The sequence below is a fragment of the Pseudomonas jinjuensis genome (assembly GCF_900103845.1).
Lineage (GTDB): Bacteria > Pseudomonadota > Gammaproteobacteria > Pseudomonadales > Pseudomonadaceae > Pseudomonas > Pseudomonas jinjuensis.
Genome location: NZ_FNIJ01000017.1, coordinates 103,209 through 115,958 on the forward strand (window position 1 = coordinate 103,209; position 12,750 = coordinate 115,958).

General features: G+C 65.2%; 11 protein-coding genes. 10 read left to right on the forward strand and 1 reads right to left on the reverse strand.

The window, feature by feature from the left end:
• Positions 1-132 precede the first annotated feature (132 nt).
• From alr to BLR75_RS21625, 9 genes are all read left to right on the forward strand, one after another.
• Entirely contained in the window at positions 133-1,212 is a 1,080-nt protein-coding gene (gene alr / locus BLR75_RS21585) for an alanine racemase (protein WP_084314015.1), read from the forward strand.
• A gap of 163 nt (positions 1,213-1,375) precedes the next feature.
• Positions 1,376-3,628, forward strand: a complete 2,253-nt coding sequence (locus BLR75_RS21590; protein ID WP_084314016.1) for a YgiQ family radical SAM protein — start codon at positions 1,376-1,378, stop codon at positions 3,626-3,628.
• A gap of 146 nt (positions 3,629-3,774) precedes the next feature.
• Positions 3,775-4,623 (forward strand): mechanosensitive ion channel family protein, encoded by an 849-nt coding sequence (locus BLR75_RS21595; RefSeq protein ID WP_084314017.1) that lies wholly within the window; start codon positions 3,775-3,777, stop codon positions 4,621-4,623.
• Between the two features lie 266 nt (positions 4,624-4,889).
• The gene (locus BLR75_RS21600; RefSeq protein WP_169720279.1) at positions 4,890-5,375 is read left to right on the forward strand and encodes a GspH/FimT family pseudopilin; all 486 of its coding nucleotides are present in this window, start codon (positions 4,890-4,892) and stop codon (positions 5,373-5,375) included.
• A complete protein-coding gene (gene pilV / locus BLR75_RS21605; RefSeq protein ID WP_084314019.1) occupies positions 5,372-5,854 on the forward strand; it encodes a type IV pilus modification protein PilV in 483 nt (160 codons plus the stop codon). Before BLR75_RS21600 ends, pilV begins: the two co-directional genes overlap by 4 nt.
• Position 5,855: 1 nt before the next feature.
• Complete coding sequence (locus tag BLR75_RS21610) at positions 5,856-6,785, forward strand: PilW family protein (RefSeq protein WP_169720280.1); 930 nt, start codon at positions 5,856-5,858, stop codon at positions 6,783-6,785.
• An 11-nt stretch (positions 6,786-6,796) separates the two neighbouring features.
• Positions 6,797-7,288, forward strand: coding sequence for a pilus assembly PilX family protein (locus BLR75_RS21615; RefSeq protein WP_245726181.1), 492 nt, complete (start codon positions 6,797-6,799; stop codon positions 7,286-7,288).
• Between the two features lie 27 nt (positions 7,289-7,315).
• Positions 7,316-10,954, forward strand: coding sequence for a pilus assembly protein (locus BLR75_RS21620; protein ID WP_139207051.1), 3,639 nt, complete (start codon positions 7,316-7,318; stop codon positions 10,952-10,954).
• Position 10,955: 1 nt separating this feature from the next.
• Positions 10,956-11,375: a type IV pilin protein gene (locus BLR75_RS21625; protein ID WP_084314023.1), complete on the forward strand. Its 420-nt coding sequence runs from the start codon at positions 10,956-10,958 to the stop codon at positions 11,373-11,375.
• A 49-nt stretch (positions 11,376-11,424) separates the two neighbouring features.
• Here the strand turns inward: BLR75_RS21625 and BLR75_RS21630 are convergent, their stop codons facing one another.
• Complete coding sequence (locus BLR75_RS21630) at positions 11,425-12,012, reverse strand: cytokinin riboside 5'-monophosphate phosphoribohydrolase (RefSeq protein ID WP_084314024.1); 588 nt, start codon at positions 12,010-12,012, stop codon at positions 11,425-11,427.
• Positions 12,013-12,292: 280 nt separating this feature from the next.
• Here BLR75_RS21630 and azu point away from each other — a divergent pair, with 280 nt between their 5' ends.
• Complete coding sequence (gene azu / locus BLR75_RS21635; protein WP_084314025.1) at positions 12,293-12,739, forward strand: azurin; 447 nt, start codon at positions 12,293-12,295, stop codon at positions 12,737-12,739.
• Positions 12,740-12,750: the final 11 nt, after the last annotated feature.

A 12,750-nucleotide genomic window follows, 5' to 3' on the forward strand; every position in this document is an offset into this window, starting at 1 on the left:
ATGCGGAGTGGGAGGGGGGTATGCTGTTTGCCTTCAGCCTTCAGCCTTCAGCCTTCAGCCTTCAGCCTTCAGCCTTCAGCCTTCAGCCTTCAGCCTTCAGCCTTCAGCCTTCAGCCTTCAGCCCGGAACCCCATGCGCCCCCTCGTCGCCACCATCGATCTTTCCGCAATCCGTCACAACTACGCCCTGGCCAAACGCTGCGCGCCGGGCCGCGCGGCGTTCGCGGTGGTCAAGGCGAATGCCTACGGGCATGGCGCGCGGGAAGTGGTCGGCGCGCTGCATGACGACGCCGACGGCTTCGCCGTGGCCTGCCTGGAAGAGGCGCTGGAAGTCCGCGCCGCGCATGCCACGGCGCGCATCCTGCTGCTGGAAGGCTGCTTCGAGTCGGCGGAATACCTGGCCGCCGCGCAGCTGAAACTGGATGTGGCGGTGCAGGGCGTGGAGCAGGCGCAGGCGCTGCTCGCCGCCAGCCTGCCGGCGCCGCTGAACGTCTGGCTGAAACTGGATTCCGGCATGCACCGCCTCGGCTTTTCCCCGGCCGAGCTGCGCCAGTGGCACGCACGCCTGCGCCAGGCGCCACAGGTGGCCGAGCTCAACCTGATGAGCCATTTCGCCTGCGCCGACCTGCGCGGCGATGCGCATACCGAGGACCAAGTGGAAGCCTTCCTCGGCCTGCTCGACCTGGATTTCGACCAGCGCTCCCTGGCCAATTCCGCGGCGGTGCTGACCATCCCCGCCGCGCACATGGACTGGCTGCGCCCGGGAATCATGCTCTACGGCGCCTCGCCCTTCGCCGATCTGTCCGCCGCCGAACTGGGCCTGCGCCCGGCGATGAGCCTGCAGGGCGCGCTCATCGCGGTGCGCGAGGTGGCGCCGGGAGAGAGCGTCGGCTACGGCGCGGCCTGGGTCGCCCAGCGTCCGGCGCGGATCGGCACGCTCAGCTGCGGCTATGCCGACGGCTATCCGCGTCACGCGCCGAGCGGCACGCCGGTGCTGATCGGCGGCAGGCGCGCGCCGCTGGCGGGGCGGGTGTCGATGGACATGCTGGCGGTGGACCTCAGCGATCTGCCCGACACCAGGGTCGGCGACCCGGTGGAACTATGGGGCGCCAACCTGTCCGTGGACGAGGTCGCCAGTCACGCCGGGACCATCGGCTACGAATTGCTGACCAAGGTCACGGCGCGCGTACCCAGGCGCTACCTGCCCGTTTGAGTGGCTCCGGGCGAAGATCGGCACCTGCGCCGACGTCCCGCGGCAGGCGCTCGCGATAGTGGTTCCGACTGAGCGTTCCGGTCGGAATTGCTCAATTTTTGTGCTATATTCCGCGCCCGCGTTTTTGCGCTCCCTATTCCTAGAGATACCCCCGGTGCCCGTGATGCAAGCCGCCAAGCCACTGTTCGACTATCCCAAGTTCTGGGCCGAGTGTTTCGGCCCGGCGCCCTTCCTGCCGATGAGCCGGGAGGAGATGGATCAGCTCGGCTGGGATTCCTGCGACATCATCATCGTCACCGGCGATGCCTACGTGGACCATCCGTCGTTCGGCATGGCCATCATCGGCCGCCTGCTGGAAGCCCAGGGCTTCCGCGTCGGGATCATCGCCCAGCCGGACTGGCAGTCGAAGGACGACTTCATGAAGCTGGGCAAGCCGAACCTGTTCTTCGGCGTCGCCGCGGGCAACATGGACTCGATGATCAACCGCTACACCGCCGACCGGAAGATCCGCTCCGACGACGCCTACACCGCCGGCGGCCAGGCCGGCAAGCGCCCGGACCGCGCCAGCATGGTCTACAGCCAGCGCTGCCGCGAGGCGTACAAGGGCGTGCCGATCGTGCTCGGCGGCATCGAGGCCTCGCTACGCCGTATCGCCCACTACGACTACTGGCAGGACAAGGTCCGCCATTCGATCCTGATGGACGCCAAGGCCGACCTCCTGCTGTTCGGCAACGCCGAGCGCGCCGTGGTGGAAGTGGCCCAGCGCCTGTCCGCCGGCGAGTCGATCGAGAGCATCACCGACGTGCGCGGCACCGCGTTCATCCGCCGCGACACCCCGGAAGGCTGGTTCGAGCTGGATTCCACCCGCATCGACCGCCCGGGCAAGATCGACAAGATCATCAACCCCTACGTGAACACCCAGGACACCGCCGCCTGCGCCATCGAGCAGGACAAGGGCGAGCAGGACGACCCGAACGAGGCCAGGGTCGTGCAACTGCTGCCGCACCCGCGCCTGGAGCGCGAGCGCACGGTGATCCGCCTGCCGTCCTACGAGAAGGTCAAGAGCGACCCGGTGCTCTACGCCCACGCCAACCGCGTGCTGCACCTGGAGACCAACCCCGGCAACGCGCGCGCCATGGTGCAGCGCCACGGCGAGCAGGACGTGTGGTTCAACCCGCCGCCCATCCCGCTGACCACCGAGGAAATGGACTACGTGTTCGGCCTGCAGTACGCCCGCGTGCCGCACCCGGCCTATGGCAAGGAGAAGATCCCGGCCTACGAGATGATCCGCTTCTCGGTGAACATCATGCGCGGCTGCTTCGGCGGCTGCACCTTCTGCTCCATCACCGAGCACGAGGGCCGCATCATCCAGAGCCGTTCGGAAGACTCGATCATCCGCGAGATCGAGGAAATCCGCGACAAGGTGCCGGGCTTCACCGGGGTGATTTCCGACCTCGGCGGGCCGACCGCGAACATGTACTGCATCGCCTGCAAGGACCCGGAGATCGAGCGCCACTGCCGCAAGCCATCCTGCGTCTGGCCGGGTATCTGCGACAACCTCAACACCGATCATTCCGCGCTGATCCAGCTGTATCGCCGCGCCCGCGACCTGAAGGGGGTGAAGAAGATTCTCATCGCCTCGGGCCTGCGCTACGACCTCGCCGTGGAGTCGCCGGAGTACGTCAAGGAGCTGGTGACCCACCACGTCGGCGGCTACCTGAAGATCGCGCCGGAACACACCGAGGAAGGCCCGCTGTCGAAGATGATGAAGCCGGGCATCGGCACCTACGACCGCTTCAAGCAGATGTTCGAGAAGTACTCGAAGGAGGCGGGCAAGGAGCAGTACCTGATCCCGTACTTCATCGCCGCGCACCCCGGCACCACCGACGAGGACATGATGAACCTCGCCCTGTGGCTGAAGCGCAACGGCTTCCGTGCCGACCAGGTGCAGGCGTTCTACCCGTCGCCCATGGCCACCGCCACGGCCATGTACCACTCGGGCCGGAACCCGCTGCGCAAGGTGACCTACAAGAGCGAGGGCGTGGACATCGTCAAGGGCGAGCGCCGCCGCCGCCTGCACAAGGCCTTCCTGCGCTATCACGACCCGAACAACTGGCCGATGCTGCGCGAGGCGCTGAAGGACATGGGCCGCGCCGACCTGATCGGCAACGGCAAGCACCAGCTGATCCCGACGCACCAGCCGGCCGGGGATGGCGGCTACCAGAGCGCGCGCCGCAAGAACTCCACGCCGCTCGGCAGCAAGAAGACCGGCAAGCCGTTGCTGACCCAGCACACCGGCCTGCCGCCGCGCGCCAGCGATGGCTCCAAGCCGTGGAGCAGGGCCGAGGAAGGCAAGGCCACCGGCTACGCCAAGGGCAAGAAGCGCGCGACCCGCAAGCCGAACATTCCGCGCTGATTCCCTCGCTGTGACCGGCTGCATCCCGCGTGCAATGCGCGGGATGCTCCAGCCCGGCTGCCGCTCCGTTTTCCTGGCGAAGCGGCAGGCGCGCAATCCCGTGCTAGCTTTTCTGGTTACTCCCCAACCTCCACGAGTAACCGGCCATGGATGAAACGACCATAGTCAACGTCGGCACGGAAAAGATCTCTGCCCTGTGGGCAACCGTATCGCAGTACGCCATCGCCTTCGGCATGAAGATTCTCGCCGCCATCGCCTTCTGGGTGATCGGCCGCTGGCTGATCGGCCTGGCGGTGGGCATGGTGGAGAAGGCCCTGGCCCGACAGAGCGTCGATCCCACCGTGCTGCGCTATGTGGGCTCCTTCATCAGCGTCACCCTGAACATCATCCTGGTGATCGGCATCCTCGGCTATTTCGGCGTGCAGACCACCAGCCTGGCCGCGCTCATCGCCGCAGCCGGCGTGGCCATCGGCATGGCCTGGTCCGGCCTGCTGGCGAACCTCGCCGCCGGCGCCTTCATCATCGTCCTGCGGCCGTTCAAGGTCGGCGATTTCATCACCGCCGGCGGCGTGACCGGCACGGTGAAGGAAATCGGCCTGTTCGTCACCGCGATCAATACGCCGGACAACGTGCTGAGCCTGGTCGGCAACAACAAGATCTTCGGCGACACCATCCAGAACTACAGCCAGAACCCGTTCCGCCGGGTGGAGCTGAAGGCGCAGCTGTCCGGCGCGGCGGACTACCAGGCTGCCGTCGCCCTGCTCAAGCAGCGCATCGCGGCGATTCCCAACGTGCTGGAAGACCCGCCGGTGGATGTGGAAATCCTCGAATTCAACCTGGTCGGTCCGGTGCTGGCGGTGCGTCCGTACTGCCACAACGACAATTACTGGCAGGTGTATTTCGACACCAACCGGACCATCAAGGACGCGCTGGGCACCGACTTCCCGGCGCCGATGCCGGCGCAGACCATCATCGTGCAGCAGACCGGACAGTAGCGGCGCTCGCGTTTTCCAGCATGAAAAAGCCACTTCCGGGAGTGGCTTTTTCATGTCCGCGTTGGGGATGAGCGGTAGTAAATGAAGGGTGAGCGGTCCTTCAGAGCATTTCCTACAGCGCCGCGTATTTCGCTGTACAAGCCTGCAGGACATTTCCTTCCGCGCTGTCGGATCGGTCTGGCCGACCTGACCCATGCATGCCTTGCACCCTAGGCGGAGCCGCAGACAGCCCCGGCTCTGCACCTGTTCCCTGCAAGGCGATGCTCATGAACAACTGCCCAAGCCTCGATGGTTTCACCCTGGTCGAGCTGATGGTCACGGTCGCGATCCTGGCGATCCTGCTGGCCATCGCCGCGCCCAGCTTCACCGGCACCATCCGCGACACCGGCGCACGGGCGGTTGCGCAGCAGCTGGTCAGCGCCCTGAACCTGGCGCGCAGCGAGGCGGTGATGCGCCGGGCCAGCGTCCAGGTCTGCCCGCGCAATGCGGATGCCACGGCCTGCGAGCCGGGCGCCGGGTGGAAATCGGGCTGGCTGGTCATCAGTGGCGATACGGTGATCAGGGCCTGGGACCCGCTGCAGGGCGAGGGAGGCGTCGAGGCCGACAGCCAGGCGATCACCTATGACGCGCAGGGGCGGGTCGCCCGGAGGACCACGCTGCAGGTCGGAGTGCCGTGTCCGGATTCCCAACCCTTCAACGTCACCATCAATCCCGTGGGCCGGGTGTTCCTGAGCCGGGAGGCCTGCTCATGAGCGGTTCGGGCAGGCAGCAGGGCATGACCCTGATCGAACTCCTGGTTTCCATCGTCATCCTGTCGATCGGCCTGCTCGGGCTCGCCGGGCTGCAGAACACCGGCCTCGCCTCCAGCCACAGCGCCTACTACCGAACCCAGGCGTCCTGGCTGGCCTACGAGATGGCGGACCTGATGCGCGCCAACCTGAAGGCCGCACAGGACAACGCCTACGACGTCGAATTCGCCGACGTTGCCAAGGGCTGCCCGGAGGTCGTCGGCGGCACTCGCGCCCAGGCGGACCTGAGCCAATGGCTCAACAGGGTCTGTACCGCCCTGGGCGGGACCGGCAGCGGGGCGATCCAGGTGAGCCGGGACGGCAGCCTGTACGGCGCCACCATCTCCGTCCGCTGGGACGACGGGCATGGGCGGATTCGGCAGGCCGACGATGCCGGTTCCGATGGCGACCGGCAGACCTTCACCTATCACACGAGTCTCTGACATGCGGCCGATCCACCAGCACGGACTCTCGCTCGTCGAACTGCTGATCGCCATGGCCCTCAGCCTGCTGCTGATGGCCGGCGTGCTGCAGGTCTTTCTCGCCAGCAAGAACACCTACCTGACCAACATGGCGCTCGCGGAACTGCAGGAAAACGGCCGCTTCGCCCTGGACACCATCACGCTCGACCTGCGCAACGCGGGATTCCGGGGCGCCTGTCTTGCCGGGATGGGCAATGGCAGTGGCTCGGGCAGCGACCTGTATTCGCTGGATCGGTCCGGTATCAATGGCGTCGGCGGAAAGGTGACCGCCACCTGGGTACCGACGGGGCGGCTGGCGGGAACCGATGCGCTGCTGGTCAAGTACGCGACGGACGCGGGGCTCGAGGCCCGCTCGATCGCGGGCGACACCGTCACCCTGGCCGAGGGCAACGCGGCGCCGGGAGCGTTCTACGTCCTCTCCGACCAACGCTCCTGCCGGATCGTGAAGAACACCGGTGAAGGCGGAAAGAGCATCACGGCGGATAGCTCCCTGGAGCATTTCCTGGAGAGCGCGACCCGGGCCTATCCCTATCGCTACGCCATCTACTGGATCGGCACGGGCTCGGATGGCGACCCGGCGCTCTTCGTCACCGACAGCAGCGGCGGCAACGAGCTGGTTTCCGGGGTCGCCGGCCTGAGCCTGCGCTATGGCGTGCAGGCCGAGGGCGCCGATGGCATCGGGCAGTACAAGGCGGCCGCCGAGATGTCGGCCGGCGACTGGCCGAAGGTGCTGGCGGTGCGCATCGGCCTGCTGCTGCAGAGCCGTTCGGCGAACGTCATGGATACGCCGATGGGCGTGGAGTTCGACGGCAGGACCGTGCCCGACAAGCCGGACCACCGTATGCGCCTGGTGGTGGGCAGCACCACCGCCATTCGCAACTACCTGCCATGAGGAGGCTGTCCATGCACGGACCATCGCAGCGCGGGGCGGTACTTCTGGTCGCCCTGGTCATGTTGCTGCTGCTGACCATCATCGGGCTGGCCGGCATGCGCGGGGCCAATCTCGAGGAACGCATGGCCGGCAATCTGCGCGAGCAGATGATTTCGTTCCAGGCGGCCGAAGCGGCGCTGCGCGCAGGGGAGCAGGAGAGCCGCGAGATCTTCAGGAGCATGCCGATCGGGCACGCGGCTTACGACGCCAGGGCCGGGGTGGAGCTGAGCGGTTTCTCCTACCGGGGCGAACTGGAGAAGGGCGCGCCGGACGTTTCGAGCAAGCCCACCTACAGCCTGAAGTACCTCCGGGACATCAACAACGAGGGGCTGGAAGTCGGCAAGGGCAGGTCCGCCTACGGCGCCGTCGTCCAGATCCGGGCCACCGGGTACGGCATGGGGGAAAGCGCTGGAGGCGATTCCGTCGCCAGCGCCTCGTTGACCAGCATCTATTTCCTCCGGTGATGCCGGGGCGTATTTCAGGAGACCAATGTGAAGCGTCGGACTGTATGGAGAGGGTTGGGCGGCCTCGGCACCGGGGTGATCATCGGCTTGAGCGGTTCGTTGCAGGCCGGGCCCGTCAGCCAGGCACCGCTGCAGGTCGGCGGCGGCAGCGTTCCGGGAAGCCTGGTGCTGACGCCGTCCGTGGAATACCCCACGGTCGTCAGCGCGGCCAATATCGATGGCACCTACTCGGCGAGCAAGACATTCGCCGGGTACTTCGACCCGGACAAGTGCTACAGCTACCAGTACGGTTCCGCGGATGCCGATCGGTATTTCAGACCGGTCGGCCTTGCGGCCGGCCATGCCTGTTCCGGTAACTGGAGCGGCAACTACCTGAACTGGGCCGCGACCCAGACCATCGATACCTTCCGTTCCGCCCTGACCGGCGGAGACCGCTTCATCGACACCGTGGGGCTGACGGTTCTGCAGAAGGCCCGAAGCTTCCAGTGGGGGTTTCCCGATCGTTCCATCGCCAGCAGTGAAGCAGGGGGAGCCACGCCCTTTTCCGGGAGCGGGTTCCATACCCGTATCCGCCTTCAGGAGCGAAGCATGCTGTTCAGCCAGAGCGCTGAATTCCCCGGCGCTCCAGTCGATTACCAGCCCGGCGTAGCTGTCGATCCCGCGAAAACCTACAAGGTCTATGTTCGGGTGCAGGTCTGCGCCTCGGCCAATCTGCTGGAGGAAAACTGTCGCCAATATGGCAGCAACTACAAGCCGGAAGGGTTGTTGCAGCAGTACTCGAAGAAAATGCGGTTCAGCGTCTTCAGTTATCTCAATAACAGATATGGGTGGGAGAATCGGGAAAATATCAAACGCGATGGCGGCGTTCTGCGGGCGCGGCAGAAATTCGTGGGGCCGGTTCTGGATACGGGTGAAGACAACCCGGACAAGGAGTGGTCGCCGGTCACCGGGATATTCCTGGAAAATCCCTCTCCGGCCGATGCGGTGGACACCCTGCTCGTCGCTCCGGGCGTTCCGGTGAGCAGAAGCGGTGTCGCCAACTACATCAACAAGTTCGGCGAGCTGGGAGCGAAGTCGTATGACAATGTCAGCGAGCTCTACTACGCGGCCACTCGCTATCTGAAGAATCAGGGCAACGTCCCCGAGTGGTCAGCCAGCCCGACCAGTAACGAAATCGACAATTTCCCGGTCATCACCAGCTGGGACGACCCGATCAGGTACTCCTGCCAGAAGAACGCCATCCTCGGTATCGGTGACGTCAACACGCACGGGGACAAGAACCTGCCCGGGGGCAAAGGTACAACTGCGGAGCCGGACTTGCCGCAGCTGGTCGCAGACGACAAGACCGTGGACGCGGAAGAATCAACCAGGCGGGTGGGACTTATCGAGGGTGTAACTACCCTCTTCGATCACAACGACGGCGGCTCCCTCTACATCGCCGGGCTGGCTTACGACGCGCACGTGAAGGACATCCGTCCGGATCTCCCAGGCAAGCAGACGGTTTCCACCTATTGGGTGGACGTGCAGGAAGGTGGCGTTCTGACCAACCGTTCGCGCAACCAGTACTGGCTCGCCGCCAAGTACGGTGGTTTCACTGTGCCGAAGAACTATGTCTACGACCGCAGTTCGCCCCTGCCGATTGACTGGTGGCATACCAATTCGGACATCCTGAGCACCGGAGACCCGCGCCCGGACAACTTCTTCACGGGAGGCGACCCCGTCACCATGCGCGAGAGCCTGAAGAAGGCGTTCGCCCTGATCGCGGCGGACGAGGCGAAAAGTACCGGAAACCTTTCGTTCAGCAGCTCTCGTGTTGCGGTTGGATCCGGAGTCTTCACCGCAACACTCAATCCCCGCTACTGGAGTGGGGACCTGCTGATGTGGAAGGCGAGCGTAGGCACCGATGGAGCGGTGAGCTATTCGCAGGCCTGGGCCGCGGGCAGCAAGCTCGATGCGCTGACAGACGCCCAACTTGGGGGGCGAAATATCCTCACCGTCCGACCGGCCACTGGAGCGCCGGGCAATTCGCCCAGCATCGCCACGCAAGGGGCGACCTTTACCTGGAGCGACCTCTCGGCCGAGCAGCGTTCCGCGCTGGCTGCCGATCCGAACCAGGCACAGGCTTTGTTGAAATATCTTCGTGGCTCGCGTGTGCAGGAGAAAACCTCTCCAGATGATGACTCCGCGGCCAGGCCCTACCGGCAGCGCGGCAGTCGACTGGGCGATATCGTCAACTCCCTGCCGGCTTACTCCTGGCACGATCCGCAGCCCTATGACTCCCTGGCATCCTCCGTGGGCAACGGGAAAACGCTGGGAAGTACCTATCTGGAATTCCTGCAGTCCGATACCTATCAACAGCGCGTGCCTCTGGTCGTGGTCGGAGCCAATGACGGCATGCTCCATGGCTTCGACGCCAGCACCGTCGCGAGTGGTTCGGGTGGCGAGGAGTTGTTCGCCTACGTACCGGCTTCGGTCTTTCCCAACCTGCATGAACTGGCCGATCCGGCCTACACCCATCGCTACTTCGTCGACGGGACGCCGGTGATCGGCAATGCATGGACCGGCAGCGCATGGAAGACCTTGCTGGTGGGTACCGCTGGCGCGGGTGGCAACAGCGTGTTCGCCCTGGACGTGACCGATCCGGCGCATATGGGCAGGAGCAGCGTGCTCTGGGAGTTCAGCCATCCGGACATGGGCTACACACTTGGCAAGCCGGCTCTGGCCGCCCTGCGTTCGGGCAAGTTCGTCGTGATCGTGACCTCCGGTGCCCACGATCCGACTGCCAACCATGGCTATATCTGGATACTCGATGCCGCCAATGGCTCGGTGTTATCGCGCGTGACGCTTGCCGGTGCTGGCGACCTGGGGACCGTCACCGCCATCAACACCGCTGGCGGCGTCACCGCCAACCGGCTCTACGTCGGCGACAGCAAGGGCAATCTCTGGCGCGTGGATCTTGCCGGCGATGACGGTGGCGCGTCGGCCATTCCGCCGTCGCTCAATGGTGGGCCGATGTTCCGGGCGGAGCTGGCGGACGGGACCATGCAGCCGATCACGGCAGCGGTTTCCGCCGCCCTCAATCGCAAGGGCGAGGTGATGGTTCTGTTCGGCACGGGACGTTTCTACCGGGTGGGCGACAACGAGTTGCCTGCCTTGTCGCAGAAGCCGGAGGTCGAAAGCCTGTACGCGGTCTTCGACACCGGAACGGCAGTTTCGGGGCGTTCCATGTTGCTGGAGCAGACGCTCGAGCTGAACCCGCCCGGTCTCTCTTCCAACCAGCTGGAGTCCACCAGTCTGGGCTGGTATGTGGATCTACCGGCGGATGGCACGAGGGTGATCGAGAAGCCGCAAATACTCGACATGCAGTTCGCCCTGTTCAATGTGATCACGCCTGGCGGTGATCCCTGTGATGGCGGGATCAGCCACGGTTCCATCGCTGCCGACTTGTACAGCGGGGGCCAGCTGAACTATGCGCTATTCGATTCGGATGGCGACGGAGTGCCGGATACCAACGTGATCATGGATAGGTCCAGCGGCACGGGAATCCAGTCGGGAGATGGCGGAGATATCTACACGAACGAGCTCGGTCCTGATGGCCTGCCAATCGCGAAGAAGGTCAAGCTTCCCTACGACGCCGGCCGGAAGGGCTGGCAGGAGCCCCGCTGACATGGACAGTTCACTGCGCCGCGCAGCCGGCTTCACCCTCATCGAAGTGATGATCGTGGTCGCCATCGTCGGCATCCTCGCCGCCATCGCCTATCCCTCCTACCTGGAACACATCCGCCAGGCCCGCCGTGCGGATGCGCAGAAGTCGCTGGTGGAGCTCTCGCAGTTCATGGAGCGCTACTACACCAGCCGGGGCACCTACGTGGGAGCGGAGCTGCCATTCAGCGTCTCGCCCAGGGAAGGCGGGCAGGCGTTCTACGAACTGGATTTCATCGAGGACCCCACGGCTTCGGGCTACGGCCTGAAGGCCGAGCCGGTGGGCGCGATGGCACAGGACGAGTGCGGAACCCTGACGCTCAGCAGCACCGGACTCAAGGGGCAGGCGGACGGACAGTCGCTGGCCCGCTGCTGGAAGCGCTGACGCTGCAAAGACGAAGGCCACCCCGCGGTGGCCTTCGTTCTTCCGCGCATCAGGTCGGCGTACGATCCACCCATTTCGGCGCCGCCAGCGGCTTCCAGGCTTGCAGTGCGTCGATCAGCTCGGCCGGCGTGGAGCCGCGCTGGAGCATCTCGCGGTGCTGCGGGCGGACGAAGCGCTCGGTCACCAGGTGGTCGAGGAAGGTCAGCAGCGGGTCGTAGAAACCATTCACTTCCAGCACGCCCAGCGGCTTGGCGTGATAGCCGAGCTGGCCCCAGGTCCAGACCTCGAACAGCTCTTCCAGCGTGCCGAGACCGCCGGGCAGGGCGATGAAGGCATCGCTCAGCTCGGCCATGCGCGCCTTGCGCGCGTGCATGCCATCGACGACTTCGAGGCGGGTCAGGCCCTTGTGGCCGATCTCCGCGCGTTCCAGGCTCTGCGGGATGATGCCGATGACTTCGCCGCCGGCCGCCAGCGCGGCGTCGGCCACCACGCCCATCAGCCCGACAGCACCGCCGCCGTAGACCAGGCGCAGGCCGCGTTCGGCCAGGTGGCGGCCGAGGGCCACGGCCGCGTCGTGATAGATCGGGTCGGCGCCGGGGCTGGCGCCGCAGAACACACAGATGGAACGCAGGGTCATCGCAATCTTCCGGAACATGAACGAGCGGTCAGGTTACCCACTCCGGGCTGGATGACCAAGCCGCCAGCGGTCGCCGCGGGGGAGGCGATCCGGGGGGAGGGTCTATGCTTCGCGGGGTGCGCTGATTCATCTCGTGCCGTTCGCCGGATATTCAGGTAGAAATCGTCGGTTGTACTGCGTCACTTCGCCAGTACCGATCGAATCAGATAAAGGGAACCCGACTGTCGCTGTGGCAGTCTCCCGTTGAGGATTCACCGCCCAACCTGCCTAGGAGGCTTGTATGTTCCGTAAACTCGCTGCCGTAACCCTGCTCGGTCTGTTCAGTGCGCCGCTTCTGGCCGCTGAATGCTCGGTCGATGTCCAGGGCAACGACCAGATGCAGTTCAACACCAACGCCATCACGGTCGACAAGAGCTGCAAGACCTTTACCGTCAACCTGTCCCACCCCGGCAGCCTGCCGAAGAACGTGATGGGGCATAACTGGGTGCTGACCACCGCAGCCGACATGCAGGGCGTAGTCACCGACGGCATGGCCGCCGGTCTCGACAAGAACTACGTGAAGGACGGCGATACCCGGGTTATCGCCCATACCAAGATCATCGGCTCCGGCGAGAAGGACTCGGTGACCTTCGACGTGTCCAAGCTGAAGGAAGGCGAACAGTACATGTTCTTCTGCTCCTTCCCCGGCCACTCGGCGATGATGAAGGGCACCCTGGCCCTGCAGTGATCGCCCGAGGC